The following is a 16,681-nucleotide window of genomic DNA, read 5'->3' on the forward strand; positions in this document are numbered from 1 at the left end:
TCAAGTGCTGTTCGCGGAACCGGTCACCATCAACTCCAGAGCGCGAGGATTTGGTCAGCTGGCTGCCGCTGGGCAACCTGAGGTGTCGCGGGGAGGCTCAGGACAGGAAGCGGTGCAACGCCGCGGTCAGGTCGTCGGGGTTCTCCTCGGCGACGTGGTGGCCGGACTCGATCGGGTGGCCCCGGAGATCGGGGGCCCACCGGCGCCAGACGGCTAGCGGGTCGCCGTACAGGTCTTCCATGTCGTCCCGGGTCGACCACAGAAAGAGTGTTGGGCAGCGGACAGTACGACCGCCACGCCGGTCGGCTTCCTCGTGCGCCCGGTCGACACCGAGGCCCGCCCGGTAGTCCTCCAACATGGCCCGCACCGTGGCCGCATCGTGGATGGCCTGACGGAACTCCTGGTAGTTCTCGGCTCCCATACTCTCGGGCCGCGCCCTGCTGGCGTACCAGAAATCGGGGTCGGCGGTGATGGCCCGCTCCGGCTTCTCCGGCTGGGCGAAGAAGAACCAGTGGTACCAGTCATGGGCGAACGTCGCATCGCAGCGGGCGAGAGCCTCACTGATGGGAACACCATCGATGACCACCAAGTGATCGACCGCGTCGGGATGGTCCAGTGCCAGGCGCAACGCCACGTACGACCCACGGTCGTGCCCGACCGCCGCGAACGTCGGATGGCCCAGCGTCTCCATCAGCCGGACCAGGTCCGCGGCAACCACCCGCTTGGACTGCTGCGAGTGATCCGGGAGAATCTGCGCCTTGCCGGACTGCCCGTAGCCGCGCATGTCGGGACAGACGACGGTGAACCCGCGATCAACCAGCTGTGGCGCGACCCGATGCCACGTCGACCCCGTGCGCGGATGCCCGTGGATAAGGAGGACCGGAGGCCCGTGCCCCGCATACCGGACCCGGAGCTCCACCTCCCCGACGTCGACCCGCTCGTCCTCGAAACCGTCAAACATGCGCGGAAATTATCCAGGCCCTGGCAAGGGAAACATCCACTGCCCGGCGTACGTGGACGCCGCTCTGCTGCCTCCGAGGGAGGCATGGTCCGTCGCTCGTCACCTTCAGCCAGGCCGGAAAGCGTCGCTGAGACGCAGCCGCGCTGCTATGTGGTCCGTGAACCAGGCGAGGAAGTCGCTGGTCGGACCGAGGCCTACGCGGACCACGTTGCGCCAATCCGGGCGGTCGAGCACCGCGAGGTAACGCTGCACAACGCGGTCCCGCTGCTCGGCAGTGCAGCCACATCGGTTCGGAGGCTTCGCCACCAGATAATTGGCGATCACCGCGGCATCCATGTACCGGTCCGCGGTTGGCGACTGCTGGGCGAGGTGAGCACTATGCGCGGCCAACACGACAGGTGCCGGCGGGTAGTGCTCGAGAGTCACGCCCATGCCACCGCAGTCCGCCATGATCCTCAATAGCCGCCCGGTGTGATCGATCAGCTCATCGTCGACATCGGTGCTGGTGATCGCCTCGGACAGGTGCGCTGTGGTGGCGACCGTGCCAGCGAAGTAGCCGTTGAGGTAGTCGCCGTCGCAGGCATGGCGCAGCAGCCATGCCCGGGTGTTGGCGGCGCCTAGTCGGCACAGCGCCTCAACGACGTAGACCCGGCCCCAGCCAGCGACGCGCTCGGCAAGCCACTGCAACGCTTCTGCACCTCCGCGGCGGCGCTGCAACGCCTCGGCGGCCAACGGCCCGAAATGGTCCGACAGCAGGCCGATGGTTTGGATCAGCGGGATGTCGTCCTCGGCCCAATCAGCGGCCAGCAGCGCGAGTCCGACCGTGGCGGCATTGCGGTCGTTGCTGCGCCGCACCAACCACCGACCGGTCTGCCGCATGCGCTGCCGATCCGCGCGCAGTGCCGCGGCCACGATGTGGTCGTTTCGATGGATCGGGACGTAGACATCGCGGAAGCCGTCAACGAGTTCACTCGCCTGGGCGTCAGGCTGACTGAAGTGCTTGTCGAGGATGACAGCAACATCGGCTCCGTGGAGTCGCCGATCCCGCGCACGTCGAGTGGACGGCCGCGAGCGGTGACGGCCATGATCTGGGTACGGTTCACCGTTGCGAGGCAGAGCACCGTCGGGATGTTGCTGATGGAGACGCAAAGCGTGCTCGAACAGAGTGACCTGGGGTCCGAGCAGTTCTGGCTCGGTCGTCACGCTCACCGGCGGACGGAGGACTCGATTCTTTCGATCATGACCGCGATGATCCCACCCTCGCGCACCGTTCAGCAAGACGGCCAGCTTGTCGAATCGCCGCGTGAACCTGGGATCGGTGTGGGGAGCCGCCAAGAAGGCGACGAGCTGATCGGTGCGGGCGGCCTTCCCGTACGCCGCACCACGGTGGTACAGACAGGCGCTGTTGGTGCCACCGTTCGTGCTGTTGTAGTAGATGACCATCTCGATCACCGGGTTGTTCACCGGGAACTGGTAGCTCCAACTGACCGTCCCCGAGCACGAAACGGCGGCCTGCGACGGCCCTTCGGTGATCCCCTGCACCAAGGCGATCGACGCGACAAGCGCGGCGGCCGACGCCACCTCGGCCGCGCTACTGGCGCTGTGTCTCTGCTGCACCGCCTACTGGCTACACAACTAATCTCGGCCCGGATCGGCAACGACCCGCCGTCCCAGGCCGACGGCCGGTGCAGTATCAGCCGGAGGATACCGATGCCGGGGGTGTCAGCCGCGCCACGGGCGGGAGCGGCGAGGCTTCCGGGTTGGCGTGGAACGCCTGGATGGCGAGCGCGGCGAAGCGCCGGGAAGCGGTGATCTTGCCAGTCGGCGAGGACGCCTGGATACCGCTGTTGGCCATGAGCACGAGGATGACGTCGTCCAGGGCGAAATCGGGGCGCAGACGCCCGGCTTCCTTGGCGCGGCGCGCCAGTTCGGCGATCGACCGGAGAGCGTATTCGCGGCGCGCCTCGAAATCCACGGCATGGGGAAACCGTGAGGTGAGAGCTGCGGTAAAACCCCCATCGCGTGCGTTAAGTTCACACATCTTCTCGATAACGAGACAGAAACCGTGCCACGGATCCGGATCGGCAAGGCCCTCGTCGACAACCGCGCGACAGGCGTACATCTGCGCTGCGAATGCCTCGGTGACCAACATCTCCTTGGTCGGGAATCGGCGGTACAGGGTGGCCGGAGCCACCCCCGCGCGCCGCGCGACCTCCCGCATCGGCACGTCCAGACCTTCGCGGGCGAAGACCGCGCGGGCGGCGTCAAGGATGCGCTCGCGGTTGTCCAGAGCGTCAGCGCGAAGGGTGTGAGGCAAACGGGCGGTCACTGCTCTCACTTTAGCGAGGTGAACGGCAACGGTGCGTAGCGTCCCCGCGTATGAAAGCTCTGCAATTTTCCACGTATGGTCCGGCGAGTGTGCTGGAGGTATCGGAGGCACCGGAACCGCACGCCGGACCGGGACAGGTTCGGGTGACGGTCCGGGCTTCGGGTGTCAATCCGGCCGACACGTACGTCCGCGCTGGCCGATTCCAGGAATGGATTCCGCTCCGCCTGCCGCACGTGCCCGGCGTCGACGCTGCCGGTGTGGTGGATGAGGTCGGTGACGGAGTGACCACGGTACGGGTAGGCGACGAGGTCTTCGGGATCACGGACTACGCCCAGATGGGCGGAGCGAACGCCGAATACGCCGTCCTGGCCGCGTGGGCACCGAAGCCGGCCTCCCTGAGCTGGGAACAGGCCGGTGGCGCGGCCGGCAACATCGAGACGGCAACGCGCGTGCTCGATCTACTGGGCGTCAAGGACGGAACCACGCTGTTGATCGAGGGTGCGGCTGGCGGGGTCGGTACGACGGCGATCCAACTCGCGGTCGCTCGGGGCGCGGCCGTCATCGGCACAGCCAGCGACCGCAACCATAGCTTCGTCGCCTCGCTCGGGGCGGTCCCGACCACCTACGGGTCCGGGCTTGCCGAGCGGGTCGCAGATCTGATGCCCGGCGGAGTGGACGTCGTGCTCGACTGCGCCGGCTCGGGCTCACTACCCGACCTGGTCCGCCTGGTCGCCAGCCCGGAGAGGGTGGTGAGCATCGCCGACATCAACGCCGCGGCGTACGGCGTACACCTGTCGCGCGGCTCTGGTCCCGGCGCGGACGCACCGGCTCTGGAAGGAATCGCCGCGGCCGGCAACCTCGCCGAGCAGGATCGTTTCACGGTGCCGGTCGCCGCCGTGTTCTCCCTGGAAGAGGCGGCCGCTGCCCACGAACTGAGTGAGTCCCGCCACGCACGAGGAAAAATCGTGCTGAAAGCGTAGCGTGCCCGTTTACTTTCGATCGACCCCAGCCGACCGGCCGGTCCGGGGTGCCTGGTGCGCACCGCCGGCCCGACCTGCTGGGCGGGTTGGGCTAGGACCGTACGGTGATCGGCAGGGTCTTGAGCGGCTCCTTGCCGTTGCTCAGGGCCAGCACGCCGACGTAGAGGCGGCCCGGGGTCAGCCCGGACCAGCGCAGCGTGTCGAGCGCGCCCTTCTTGTTGGTGATCTCCACCTGGAACGATCGACGGGTAGTTGAGCTCGTTGGTCGCGATCGCGCCGGTCACGTCACAGCTGTCCGCCGGCACCTGGCCGCCCTTCTCGGCCAACCCGCACAGGTACCTGCGCCAGTCCAGCTCGGTGGAGTCGTAGACCAGACCGGGGTTGAACGCGTCGCCCGGCCGGACCTCACCGGCGCCGTAGTTGAGCGGAGTGGCATCGGCGTCACCCAGCTTGATCCGGTTGCCCCGGCTGTGGTGCCCACCGCGGTCGTCATCGGCGCCGACCGGATCGCCGACGGCGGGTCCACGGCTACCCTCACGCCATGCGAGCCCTCTTGGTTGATCTGCTACCGATGACGCTGTGGCAACCCGGCAACCTCTACGCCGGAGGGCGACTGCACTTCTGCGTCGGTTGGAGTGATGAGCGGACCGTCGAGTGGCAGGGGCGTCAGATTCTGGCTGGGAAGCCCGACGGCGCTGCACGGATCAACGAGCGCTACTTCCAACCCGAGCAAGGTGACTAGGGCGTGCGCCCACGCTCAGCTTGGGAATCGCGTTGATCTACACGGGGCGTGGCGACATGCTGGGGGCAGGCGGCACGCGGCGTGTCTGCCTCGCTGATCGGGCGTCCCGCGCTGCCCCATACTGACCGCCGCATCGGGTGCGCTACGGGCACGGTCATCTGACGTCGAGGAGGATCGTCATGGCGTTGGTCAAGAAGGGCTCTCGGCTGATCACGGTTGACGGGCTCACCTACAGGTGGCGAGTGCGCGGCAGACCGACCTATGCCCAAGGGCTGTGCGAGCGACCGCTCGCCGTCGCTGTGGAACAGGTCGGTCGCAAGGGCAGCGTGTTGCTGGTCAGCATGCCCCAGGAGCATCCCGGTAACTGGATTGGTGGGTCGGCTGTGCCCGTACTCCCGTCGACGGTCGCCGCGATTGTCCGCACGGCATTGGCCGAGGGATGGCAAGCTACCCCGTCCCGCACGGCCTTCCTTATGACTGTGCCCAGGGGCCGATGACACGGCGCTTCGGTGATCGAGCCACGTTCGCGGTGGAGATCGGCGAGGTCGAGCCGCACCAACTCCGCGTCATCGACCTGTGGGAACGCACCGGACGAGTTCGTGGCCACCGTCGAGGCAGCAGCCGAGATGCTGGACGCCGACTTGGTTAACCTCGATCCGCCCCCGGTGCCCGAACCACCACCCCCTACGACATCAACCTCGCCCTGACGACTCGTTCGGGGGCCGGAACGCCTCTTCGCGACGAGACCGTGGTGGTGCTGCCAGCACAGCAACCGGCGACATCGTGGTGTCGACGATGGAAGGTTTCGGTGCTGGGTCGGTGTCCGTGATTGCACGCAAGCCCAGGAGTACTGGCGCGTGGCGCGAACAATGGGGGAATGCTGGAGCAGATGGCGGTAACTGCCGTCGGACCGACGGCACGGCTTGCTGCGTCGATTCTGTGTAGGCGGATGAGGCGTAGGCACCACTACATCGAGACGGTGGTCCGGCTGATGGCGGACGCACGGGACGAACGCGTTTCGACGATGGCCGAGGCGGCCCTCGCCAGGGCTTGGGCCAGTGACCGGGCGGCACCCAACCGCATCTGGGACGCGCTGGTCGGCAGGCCGAAGCCGGCGTTGCGGTTCCTGCTCGCGTCCGCGCCGGAGTGCCGGCACGAGCCGCGGGTGCGGCTGGTCACCGCACCACCGAACGGCGGCCGGGTGCTGCGGACCGCACAGGACTGCCCTGACCCCGACATGCGCGAGGCGATGGCCGACGTGTTGCGCGCCAGCGACCATCCGGTTCTCCTGGGTGACTTCGAGGAGGCCCTACGCGGCGAGGACACGATGCCGCCCCAGGCGGTAGTCGATCTCGCGTTGGACAACCCCTATCTGTGTCTGCCCGCGCCGCTCGGGAGGTACCACACCGGGCTCGCCGTCGTCGCGATCCTCAAGGGACGGCTCGACCTGCTCGACAGCTACGATCCGGCGAACCTGGTGTCGACGCTGGTGCGTCTCGCAGGCGGAACGTTCCCGGCGCCGGTCGCCGCGGTGTGCCGTCAGTGGTTGCGTGAGATGGGACCCGGCCCGGGCCGCGAGCGACTGTGCGTGCTCGCCGTCGAGGGCGACGCTGAGGCACTGGCCGCCGTCAGGGACAGTGGCCAGGAGCCGGGGTCTCCGAGTCTGCTGCCTCTGTTCCTCTTCCGCTTCGAGCAGTGGGACCGGTACGACGCCGTGGACCCCGACGGCACCCTGCTGGACGAGCAGTGCGCGATCCTCGACGACGACGCCCTGATCCAACTGAGGGAAATCGCCCGGCGCAACGGGCGCGAGGAACCGACGCCGACACCACCGACAGCGGCGCTCCTGACCGGCCCCGACCGGGACGTACCCGACAGTCGGAGGAGCAGCATCGAAATCTGGTAAGGGCCGGCCCAGCCCGGCCAGGTCCGAACAGTCCCGCTGGGCGTGCCAGTGACCGCCACCGTCCCGCCCGCAAACGACCATCAACGGGCCACCGGCGGCGGCGATTCCCGGTGGCCGCGCGGACCACCAGGTGGACGGGCTGGCGCCCGGCGGGGACTGTCCACAACTACTCGATAATTGACGAACCCGCAAATCCCACCGTACCGCGCGCCGACACGCCCGATCACGTAACTGCCGTGCCCGATTCATCAGGCTTCCATCGCTGGCGTACCGGTTGCCGACCTGCGCCAAGATAGCCCTTTTGGCCGCGATGAACGCCCACCTCGAAGATCGACTGCGATGACCGGTGCCGATGCCTGAAGGAACCGGGCATCGCGTCCCGGCCAACAAAAATCAACACGCCCGGCGGCACCCGAACGGGTTGACGGCACGGGTCAGATGGGACAGGATTTCTTCTGTCGAAGGCAACGACGAAACCGTCCTGTAATCGCCCACCCTCCGGAAGTCGATTAATCGCCCCCGGTGGACGCGGCCCAATGATTGTGTCTCATACAGTGCCGCACATCCGGTCGACGACCTGCGTCGACCTGGCACCGAACCGACGACGGTGTCGGCCTCAAGACCTCCACCAGTCGCCTCCACCTGAACCTTTTGCTTCTCATTGCCTTTGCGACGGCCGTAGATCGACTCGCCGCAGGCGCCGATTCCGCATGCGCAGAATCGGGGGCTGCGGGGATGGCGTGCGCCTGGACCATTCACGGGGAAGGACCGTCCGGATTGGACATGTCTAACGGGGAAGAAATATTGTTGACGCAGGAGCATGTGGCCGATCAGGCCCAAGGCTGGCATCGCTCCGCATTCGACGATCTCACATCCCGACTCAACGATCCCGACTTTCCCTGCGTTTTCTCGCGGAATGCATTCAAGAAAGGGATCGTCGATTTCATCTTCGTCGACAGCGCCGACAAGAAGGGCATCAGACGCCTTGCCGAAGGGCTCAAGCGCTACGTCGATCTCGCCAGCTGCTGGGACGGCCGCCTCGACACCGCGAGCCCGCTGGTGGTGGCGTTCGCGGCGGATGCGGTGCGGGCGCGCACCGTCGAGGGCTACCACGCCTTCGGCTGGCGGATCCTCAACCACCTCCACGACCTCGACCCCGCCCCCTGGCCTGAGGAGGTGCCGGCGGAGCCCGACTCAGCCGGGTGGTCGATGTGCTTCAACGGCATGCCCCTCTTCTGCAACATGAGCACCCCGGCATACCGGAAGCGGCGCAGTCGCAATCTCGGCGGCCACTTCGTCATCGTCATCAATCCACGTGCGCGATTCGACGTCTTCGCCGGTGACACGCCCAGCGGCCGCAAGGTACGCGCCAACATCCGCGACCGCATCGACCGCTACGACGGCACTCCCCACTCGCCGCACCTGAGTTCCTACGGCAGCGGTGCGCTCGAGTGGCTTCAGTACAGCCTCGCCGAGGACGCCGACGTGCGGGCAGATCGGTGCCCGTTCGCGTCGGGCCGGCACGACACCGCCTCATTCGCCGGCGCCCACGACCATAACCCCGCACGAAAGGATGATTCTTGATGATCGACCTCATCGTCTCCCAGGGACGGGTGGCGGACCGAGCAGCACGAATGATCGAGGGCGCTGCTCGTACCGCGCGGGCCCTGGCGGAGCGCTACGGGCTCTCCGCGCAGTACATCGGAACACCCGCCCCGGCGGTGAACGACGACTGGACTCAGAGCCTGCCCCAGGCCCACCAGACGCTGAAGTCGATGGCGGACGCGGTCAGTGCGAGCCTCGACGGCGGGAACCTTCCGGTGCTGCTGAACAACACGTGCTCTGTCAGTCTCGCCACGCTGCCCGTCGTCGCCCGACGGTATCCGGACGCCGTCGTGCTCTACATCGACGCCCACGGCGATTTCAACACGCCGGACACGACGGGGACCGGTTACCTCGGCGGCATGGTGTTGTCCGGCACGTGTGGCCTGTGGGACAGCGGCCATGGCGCCGGGTTGAAGCCCGAGCAGGCGATCCTGGTCGGCACCCGCGACGTCGACCCGGGCGAGCGAAAGCTCATCGACACCGCTGGGGTGCGTGTCATCCCTCCGAACCAGACGACGGCGGAGAACGTCCTGGCCGCCGTCGCCGAGGCACCGGTATGGGTGCACATCGACTGGGACGTCATGGACCCGGGCGCGGTCCCTGCGGACTACACGGTGGCCGATGGCCTGCTGCCCGCACAGATCCGGGCGATCTTCGACGCCATCCCGAGGGAACGCCTGATCGGCGTGGAGCTGGCCGAGTTCAACGCCCCGACGGACGAGAAGCAGATCGAGCAGGCCCTCGCCGTGATCCTTGACATGGTTTCTCCCGCGTTCGTCGCGGCCTGACGTCGAAGGACGGTTCGCGCAATGCCCCTCTATGACAGCATCCTCGACACGATCGGCCGCACCCCGATCGTCCGGCTCCACCGGATGGCCCCGGCGCACACCACGGTGTACGTGAAGGTCGAGTCGTTCAACCCCGGGGGTTCGGTCAAGGACCGCCTCGCCCTGGGCGTGATCCTCAACGCCGAAGCCAAGGGTCTACTCAAGCCCGGCGACACGATCGTGGAATGCACCTCGGGCAATGTCGGCATCGCCTTCGCGATGGTGGCCGCCGCCCGCGGCTACCGGTTCGTGGCGGTCATGGGCGACACCTACTCCAGGGAGCGGCGCAAGCTCATCCGCGCGTACGGCGGGAAGGTGATCCTCTTCCCCGGTGCCCTCGGCAGCAGCGGCGGCAACCAGATCGCCGACGAACTGGCCGAGAAACACGGCTGGTTCCGGGCCCGGCAGTTCGACAACCCAGCCAATCCGGCATACCACCGGGAGACCACCGCCGCCGAGATCCTCGGCGACTTCGCGGGCAAGCGCCTGGACTACTTCGTCACCGGCTTCGGCACCACCGGCACGCTGACCGGCGTCGGCCAGATGCTGAAGCTGGCGCGCCCCGACGTACGCGTCGTCGTCCTGGAGCCCGAGAACGCCGCCGTCCTGGCCGGCAAGGAATGGAACGTGCACCAGATCCAGGGGCTGGCCCCCAACTTCGTGCCCAGCGTCCTCGACCAGACCGTCATCGACGAACTCGTGACGATGGACGAGGTCGTGGCGCGCGACACCGCACGCCGCCTCGCCGCCGAGGAGGGCATCTTCGTCGGCATATCGGCCGGCGCGACCCTGGCCACGGCGCTGCGGACCGCGCAGACGGCGCCGGAGGGTTCCGTGCTGCTCGCGATGCTTCCCGACACCGGCGAGCGTTATCTGTCCACCTTCCTGTTCGACGGCATGAACGAGGAGTCGGACGACGAGTGGCTCGCCGCCCAGGGCGCCGGCTCCGGCAACTCCTGATCGGGACCGCGGATGAGGGAGTTCATTCCGCCGGCCACGCGCTTCATCACACTGCCCGACGGCTTCACCATGAGGCGTGGCGGTGTGCTCGACGGAGCGCGGGTCGCGTACGAGGCCGTGGGTCGCCTGAACGAGGCGCGCGACAACGTCGTGCTGGTCCTCACCGGTATGTCCCCCGACGCGCACATCACCGCGCACGAGGAGGACGCCACTCCCGGATGGTGGGAGCACATGGTGGGGCCGGGCCGGCCGATCGACACAGACAGGTGGTACGTGATCTGCGTGAACGCCCTGGGCAGCTGCAAGGGCTCCACCGGGCCGGCCTCGGTCGACCCCACCACCGGTGAGCCCTACGGGATGAGGTTCCCGCAGTTGTCCATCGAGGACGTCGCCGACGCGGCCGCGATTCTGGTCCGCGCCCTGGAGGTCGACACTCTCGCCTGCGTCGTTGGGGCGTCCATGGGCGGGATGAGCGCGCTTTCCCTCCTGGTTCGCCATCCCGGCCTGGCGCGCAACCTCATCAACATCTCCGGGGCGGTGCACGCGCTGCCCTACGCGATCGCCGTCCGCTCACTGCAGCGTGAGGCGATTCGCTCCGACCCCCGGTGGTCGCACGGGCGCTACCGCGATGACGCCCTGCACTATCCGCGGTCCGGGATGCGTCTCGCACGCAAGCTCGGCATGATGACCTACCGCTCGGCCCGGGAGTGGGATCAGCGTTTCGGCCGTGCCCGGCTCACCGGGAATCGCCGATCGGAGAACCGCCCCTTCGACCCTGAATTCCGGGTCGAGGGCTATCTCCAGGCACACGCGGACCGCTTCGCACACCACTTCGATCCCAACAGCTACCTCTACCTCAGCAGGTGCATCGACCTGTTCGACCTCGGCGAATCATGCGGTGGCACCCAGGACGCTGCGCTGGCGCGGCTGAGCCTGGACGCCGCACTGGTGATCGGGGTGGAGACCGACACGCTGTTCCCGCTGCACCAACAACGCCAGATCGCGGACGGCCTCCGCAAGGGCGGCACGGAGGTCCAGTTCAAGGCGCTGGAGTCCGACGAGGGGCACGACGCTTTCCTGGTGGACGTCGCCCGCTTCGGCCCACCGATCGCCAAGTTCCTGTCACTGATCTGGTAGTGAGGAGCAACCCTTGTCCCTGATCCCCTCGAAGATAGCGCTCGTCACCGGCGCCAACCGCGGCATCGGCCACGAGATCGCGCGGCAGCTCGCGGAGCACGGCGTCCACACCCTGGTCGCCGGCCGCCGCCGGGAGGCGGTGACGGAAGCCACGGCGAGCCTGCGCAACATGGGTCTCGACGTCGCGCCGCTCGTCCTGGACGTCACCGCGCCGGACACCATCGCCGCGGCCGCCGACCTGGTCGGCGAGAGGTACGGCCGGCTGGACATCCTGGTCAACAACGCGGGCATCCGCGTCGAGGAGTACGGCAAGCTGCCCTCCGTGCAGCCCATGGAGCAGTGGCGTCAAACCTTCGACACCAATCTGTTCGGTGTCGTCGAGGTGACGGTGGCCTTCCTGCCGCTCATCCGTCGATCCTCGGCGGGCCGCATCGTCAACGTTTCCAGTCTGTTGGGGTCGCTGACCAAACAGAGCGACCCGACCTCGTACGTGTACAGCGATGCCTTCAAGTCGCTGCCGGCCTACAGCGCCTCGAAGAGCGCGGTGAACTCCTGGACGGTGCACCTGGCGTACGAGCTGCGTGACACGCCGATCAAGGTCAACTCGGTGCATCCGGGCTACACCAAGACGGACCTGAACGACGGTGCGGGCGACCTGGAGGTCGCCGTCGGCGCGAAGACGAGCGTCGACATGGCCCTGATCGGCGCCGACGGGCCGACCGGCAGCTATGTCCACCTCGGCGAATCACTCCCATGGTGAAGGGGTTCCGACAATGAGCAGACTCGCTCTGGTCACCGATGAGACCAGCCTTCCGATCGACTACGACATGGCTCTGCTGCTTGACGCCTGCCGAGCCGCCGGGCTCGTCGCCGAGGTGTGTGACTGGGAGGATCCGGCCGTCGACTGGTCGGGGTTCGACGCGGTGCTGCTGCGATCCCCATGGTCATACGTGGACCGCCTGCCCGCCTTCCTCACCTGGTGTGAGCGCGTCGCGGCGGTGACGGATCTCCACAACCCGCTGCCGGTGGTGCGGTGGAGCCTCGACAAGCTGTACATGGCCGATCTCGCCGCCCGCGCCGTGCCGGTGGTACCGAGCACGTTCGTCCGGTCGGGGGGTGACCCGTCGGAGGCGGTGCGGCAGTTCCTCGACGGTCATCGCGAGGCCGCGGAGTTCGTCGTCAAGCCCACGGTGGGTGCCTACTCGAAGAACGTCCAGCGTTTCTCGCGCTCCCGCGCGGCCGATGCTGCCGCCCACGTCGCGCAGTTGCACTCCGAGGGCCTGGTCGCGCTGCTCCAGCCGTACCTCGAATCGGTCGACCGTGACGGTGAGACGGACCTGATCTACTTCGGCGGGGTCTACAGCCATGCCATCCGCAAAAGCCCGATGCTCATGCCGGACGGCACGGTCAACGTCCCCACGTTCGAGAGCCGCACGCCCCGGACAGCCGAGGACGACGAACGCGCCGTGGCCTCGGCGGCGCTGGCAGCGGCCGGCGCGCAGCTCGGGCTGGACCGTCCGCTGGTCTACGCCCGGGTCGATGTGATCCGCAGCGCCGACGGTGCGCCTGTCGTGTTGGAGCTGGAGCTGTGCGAGCCGTCGCTGAACCTGCCGTTCAGCGACCACGGGCCGACGCGCTTCGCGGAGGCCATCGCCGATCGACTGGGGATCAGTGCTCGATGAGCAGCGGTGCGAGCCGGCGGATGGCGTCGTCGACGTCGGCGGCCGACGGTGCCGCGACGTAGCTGAGCCGGACATGTCGGAGGCTGTTGCCGGTGGCGGAGAAGTTCGTGCCGGGTGTGATGGCGACGCCCGTGGCGAGAGCGGCGGGGACCAGTTGATGCTCGTCGAGGTGCGCCGGCAGCGACACCCAAAGGTGGTAACCGCCGCGGGGGCGACGGGCGAGCGAGTGGTCGCCGAAGGCCGCCACTACGGCTTCGGTGGCCACGTCGCGACGGTGCGCCAGGGCGACGCTGAGCGCTTTGAGCGCCCGCCTCCAGCCGGGGGCGGTCACCACCTCCAGCGCGGTCAGTTGCAGCGGAGCGGGCACGATCAGCGTGTCGATGACGTGGGCGGAACGCAGTCGGGCCAGGACGGGGCCGCGGGCCGCGATCGCGGCGACGCGCAGATTCGGCGACGTCACCTTGGTCAGCGATCTGATGTGGACGACCGTGCCGTCCGGGTCGTCGGCGACCATCGGCGGCGGCACGGTGGAGGCGTCGACATGCGCCATGTGCCGGGCGAAGTCGTCCTCGATGACGAAAGCGCCGTGACGGCGGGCGATGGCGCGGATCTCCTCCTGCCGGGCCACCGAGACGCTCGCCCCGGTGGGGTTCTGGAACAGCGGCTGGACGATGATGACACGCGCCCGGGTACGAGCGAGGGCGCGGTCGAGATGATCCGCGTGCAGACCGTCGGCGTCCATCGGGACCGGCACCGGCCGCAGGCCCGCCGCATGGGCGGCCGCAATGGCGCCCGGATAGGTCGGCGACTCCAGCAGGACCGGATCTCCCGGCTGAGCGAGCGCGCGCAGCGCGATGGCCAGCGCACTCTGCCCCGCCGCGCACACCAGGATGTCATGACGACCGAGGCCGCCACCGATGTCGGCGGCGAACCAGTCGCGCAGCTCGGCCAGGCCGCCGGCGGGCGGGCGGTCCCACGCCTGCGTACGTCTGGCCGCGCGTGACATCGCCGTGGCCAGGGTGCCCAGCGGCTGTAGCCCGGGATGGAGGTAGCCACCGTTGAGGTCGACGATGTCCGGCCCGGACGTCGACAGCGTCTGCAGCAGCGCAGGCGCCTGGAAGTCGCGCAGGGCACCGATCTCCGTCCCCGCCGCGTCGAGGGCCGCCTCCTGCCAGGACGTGTCCCCGATGGGGGCTACCGGGCGGGCCGCGGTGCGGTACGTCCCGGCGCCGGGACGGGGTGCGATGAGTCCGCGCTGGGCGAGCAGCGCCAGCGCCGCGGAGACGGTGGTGCCGCTCGCGGCGAAGCGCCGCACCAGCTCGCGGTGGGTCGCGATGCGGGTGCCCTCCGGCAGTAGCGCTATCTCCTGGGCGATGGACTCCGCCAGGAGTCGGGAACTGCTACTGTTTGACATGAGTACGGAGAATAGCGCTATCACCCTGGTCCGGATATCACCACTCGCGAGCGGGACGGTGTTCGCCGCGCTCGGCGTGCTGAGCTTCTCGTTCAGCTTCCCGGCGACGCACTGGGCGCTCGACGGGTTCGGGCCGTGGAGCGCCACGGGGGTTCGCGGTGTGCTCGCCGCGGTCATCGCGCTCATCGCTCTCCTCGCCACCCGCGCGCCGTTGCCGGCCACCAGCGACTGGCCAGCCCTCGCCGTGGTGGCAGCCGGCTGCGTGATCGGCTTTCCGCTGCTCACCACGTTCGCTCTGCAGACCTCGACCACGGCCCACTCCGCCGTTGTCATCGGGGCGCTGCCCATGGCCACCGCGACGATCTCCGCGCTGCGCACCGGGCGCCGCCCGTCGAAGCCGTTCTGGGTGGCGGCGTCGATCGGCGCGGCCACGGTCATCGCGTTCACCATCTCGCAGAACCACGGCCGGCCCACGATCGCCGACCTCTACCTGTTCGGCGCGTTGCTGGTCTGCGCCGCGGGCTACGCCGAAGGCGGGCGGCTCTCCGCGCACATGCCCGGCTGGCAGGTCATCGCGTGGGGCGTCGTCCTCGCGGCACCGGTCAGCCTCGCCGTGTGCGCCGTCGCGCTTCCGCACGAACCGGTGCGCCTGACGGCCGAGGCCATCGGCGGTATGGCGTACATCGCGGCCATCTCTCAGTTCGGCGGATTCGTGGTCTGGTATCGCGGCATGGGCCTCATCGGGGTAGCGCGCGCGAGCCAACTCCAACTCGCCCAGCCGCTGCTGACCCTGGTGTGGGCGGTCCTGCTGCTGGGCGAACACCTCAGCGCCATGGTGCCGCTGACCGCGGCCGTCGTTCTCTGCTGCATCGTCGTCACACAACGGGCCAGGACAGCATGAATTCACTCAAGCAGACCAGACCGGAGCTCGTCCACCATCTCGTACCGGATGCGCTGTGGGAGCTGTTCCGGCAGATCGTCCCGGTCACGGTCGTACGCCGGCCGCAGGGTGGCGGCCGGCGCCGCGCGGACGACCGGCAGGTGCTGGCGGCGATCGTCTACGTCGCCCGCACCGACCGTGCGTGGCGGCAGATCCCCGAGAGCTTCGGGGTGTCCTGGCCGACCGTCTATCGGCGGTTCGCGGAATGGCGTCAGGCTCAGGTGTGGACCCGCCTGCTGCAGTTGGTGGCGGAGCGCCACCACGACAACGACGAATTCAACTGGGCGCGGCGGGTGATCGGGGCGGTGTACTCGCGAGCGGCACGGGACGGACGTTGATGCGTGGCTCGGCCCGGAGACGTCTCCACGTGGCTATGGCGCTCATCCCGGACCAGAAGCGGCGACACGGTGGGCGGGCCGGGCATCAGTGCGGGTCTGTCGGCTTGCGCGCGAGGATGAGCCGGCACCGAGGGCTGCCATCGCGGCGCTGTCCCAGAACGGTCAGGGCGGGTGTCGTCACGGTGAAGCCGGCCGCTGTCAGGTCGTCGCGGACGGCGGGCAGCGGGCTGGTGCGGTAGTACATGACGAACGGGGGTCGCCACACGGCGTTGCGGACCCGCATCGCCAGGTCGAATCCGAGCGTGGCCCAGTGCGCGGTCGAGGTCAGCGGCGGCGGCGCACCGATCGGGAAGGCGAAGATCCCGCCGGGCCGCAGCGCGCGGTAGACCCCCTCGAAGAGCGCCGGTCGCTCGGTGGGCAGGAAATGCCCGAGCGCCCCGAAGCTGACCGCCAGGTCGAAGTGTTCGCTGAAGGGCAGGGCCCGAGCGTCGGCCTGGACCCACGTGGCGTCCGGCTGGGCGCTGCGCGCCTGCTCGAGCATGCCAGCGCTGAAGTCCACGCCCGTGATGCCTGCTCGGCACACGGACTTCAGAACCATCAGGCCCGCGCCGGTGCCACAGCACACGTCCAGCCCTCGGTCGAACGGCCCGAGCTCGGACAGCGCGTCGGCGCTCGCGCCGAGGTAGCTGTCCGGCGTCCGGAAGGGCGTGTGGTCGAACTTCGGGGCCAGCAGGTCATAGCCGCGCTCGACCGAAGAGAACGCCTGGACGCAGAGTTCCCGCAGCGACGGACCCTGAGGCGAAAACACCAGCCGAGGGTACCCCCGGCCGGGCCCCGAACGCCGAGCGCGACCCTCGGGT

At 68.6% G+C, this 16,681-nt stretch carries 17 protein-coding genes; 11 read left to right on the plus strand and 6 right to left on the minus strand.

Annotated features, from left to right (window positions below; genetic code table 11):
• Positions 1 to 97 precede the first annotated feature (97 nt).
• From EV382_RS13675 to EV382_RS13685, 3 genes are all read right to left on the minus strand, one after another.
• Positions 98 to 961, minus strand: a complete 864-nt coding sequence (locus EV382_RS13675; protein WP_130402033.1) for an alpha/beta fold hydrolase — start codon at positions 959 to 961, stop codon at positions 98 to 100.
• Positions 962 to 1,066: 105 nt separating this feature from the next.
• On the minus strand, positions 1,067 to 2,578 hold the full coding sequence (locus EV382_RS13680) for a hypothetical protein (protein WP_244236673.1): 1,512 nt from the start codon (positions 2,576 to 2,578) through the stop codon (positions 1,067 to 1,069).
• 76 nt (positions 2,579 to 2,654) lie between these two features.
• Entirely contained in the window at positions 2,655 to 3,290 is a 636-nt protein-coding gene (locus EV382_RS13685; RefSeq protein ID WP_130402035.1) for a TetR/AcrR family transcriptional regulator, read from the minus strand.
• Positions 3,291 to 3,340: 50 nt separating this feature from the next.
• Here EV382_RS13685 and EV382_RS13690 point away from each other — a divergent pair, with 50 nt between their 5' ends.
• Positions 3,341 to 4,270 (plus strand): NADP-dependent oxidoreductase, encoded by a 930-nt coding sequence (locus EV382_RS13690; protein WP_130402037.1) that lies wholly within the window; start codon positions 3,341 to 3,343, stop codon positions 4,268 to 4,270.
• Between the two features lie 91 nt (positions 4,271 to 4,361).
• Here EV382_RS13690 and EV382_RS32715 read toward each other — a convergent pair whose 3' ends face one another.
• A complete protein-coding gene (locus tag EV382_RS32715; protein ID WP_165435783.1) occupies positions 4,362 to 4,502 on the minus strand; it encodes a hypothetical protein in 141 nt (46 codons plus the stop codon).
• A gap of 309 nt (positions 4,503 to 4,811) precedes the next feature.
• Here EV382_RS32715 and EV382_RS13695 point away from each other — a divergent pair, with 309 nt between their 5' ends.
• The 8 genes from EV382_RS13695 (at position 4,812) to EV382_RS13735 (ending at position 13,129) form a co-directional block, all read left to right on the plus strand.
• Positions 4,812 to 5,012, plus strand: a complete 201-nt coding sequence (locus EV382_RS13695) for a hypothetical protein (protein WP_130402039.1) — start codon at positions 4,812 to 4,814, stop codon at positions 5,010 to 5,012.
• Between the two features lie 949 nt (positions 5,013 to 5,961).
• Positions 5,962 to 6,918, plus strand: a complete 957-nt coding sequence (locus EV382_RS13705; protein WP_130402043.1) for a hypothetical protein — start codon at positions 5,962 to 5,964, stop codon at positions 6,916 to 6,918.
• A gap of 807 nt (positions 6,919 to 7,725) precedes the next feature.
• Positions 7,726 to 8,502, plus strand: a complete 777-nt coding sequence (locus EV382_RS13710) for a YqcI/YcgG family protein (RefSeq protein WP_208758405.1) — start codon at positions 7,726 to 7,728, stop codon at positions 8,500 to 8,502.
• Positions 8,502 to 9,311, plus strand: coding sequence for an arginase family protein (locus tag EV382_RS13715; RefSeq protein WP_130402047.1), 810 nt, complete (start codon positions 8,502 to 8,504; stop codon positions 9,309 to 9,311). Before EV382_RS13710 ends, EV382_RS13715 begins: the two co-directional genes overlap by 1 nt.
• A 21-nt stretch (positions 9,312 to 9,332) precedes the next feature.
• Positions 9,333 to 10,310 carry a cysteine synthase A gene (gene cysK / locus EV382_RS13720; RefSeq protein ID WP_130402049.1) on the plus strand — a complete coding sequence of 326 codons (978 nt, stop codon included), beginning with the start codon at positions 9,333 to 9,335 and terminating at the stop codon, positions 10,308 to 10,310.
• A 12-nt stretch (positions 10,311 to 10,322) separates the two neighbouring features.
• On the plus strand, positions 10,323 to 11,447 hold the full coding sequence (gene metX / locus EV382_RS13725) for a homoserine O-acetyltransferase MetX (protein WP_130402051.1): 1,125 nt from the start codon (positions 10,323 to 10,325) through the stop codon (positions 11,445 to 11,447).
• Positions 11,448 to 11,460: 13 nt separating this feature from the next.
• Positions 11,461 to 12,207 carry an SDR family oxidoreductase gene (locus EV382_RS13730; RefSeq protein WP_244236675.1) on the plus strand — a complete coding sequence of 249 codons (747 nt, stop codon included), beginning with the start codon at positions 11,461 to 11,463 and terminating at the stop codon, positions 12,205 to 12,207.
• Between the two features lie 13 nt (positions 12,208 to 12,220).
• Positions 12,221 to 13,129 carry an ATP-grasp domain-containing protein gene (locus tag EV382_RS13735; RefSeq protein ID WP_130402053.1) on the plus strand — a complete coding sequence of 303 codons (909 nt, stop codon included), beginning with the start codon at positions 12,221 to 12,223 and terminating at the stop codon, positions 13,127 to 13,129.
• Here EV382_RS13735 and EV382_RS13740 read toward each other — a convergent pair.
• Complete coding sequence (locus tag EV382_RS13740; RefSeq protein ID WP_130402055.1) at positions 13,116 to 14,543, minus strand: aminotransferase-like domain-containing protein; 1,428 nt, start codon at positions 14,541 to 14,543, stop codon at positions 13,116 to 13,118. The genes EV382_RS13735 and EV382_RS13740 overlap by 14 nt on opposite strands.
• Here EV382_RS13740 and EV382_RS13745 point away from each other — a divergent pair.
• Positions 14,542 to 15,444 (plus strand): DMT family transporter, encoded by a 903-nt coding sequence (locus EV382_RS13745; protein ID WP_130402057.1) that lies wholly within the window; start codon positions 14,542 to 14,544, stop codon positions 15,442 to 15,444. The genes EV382_RS13740 and EV382_RS13745 overlap by 2 nt on opposite strands.
• Positions 15,441 to 15,821 (plus strand): transposase, encoded by a 381-nt coding sequence (locus EV382_RS13750; protein WP_130402059.1) that lies wholly within the window; start codon positions 15,441 to 15,443, stop codon positions 15,819 to 15,821. Before EV382_RS13745 ends, EV382_RS13750 begins: the two co-directional genes overlap by 4 nt.
• Before the next feature lie 85 nt (positions 15,822 to 15,906).
• On the opposite strand, the gene EV382_RS13755 is transcribed toward EV382_RS13750, so the two are convergent.
• Positions 15,907 to 16,629: a class I SAM-dependent methyltransferase gene (locus EV382_RS13755; protein ID WP_130402061.1), complete on the minus strand. Its 723-nt coding sequence runs from the start codon at positions 16,627 to 16,629 to the stop codon at positions 15,907 to 15,909.
• Between the last annotated feature and the right edge of the window lie 52 nt (positions 16,630 to 16,681).

Source organism: Micromonospora violae, from assembly GCF_004217135.1.
GTDB classification, from domain to species: Bacteria; Actinomycetota; Actinomycetes; order Mycobacteriales; family Micromonosporaceae; genus Micromonospora; species Micromonospora violae.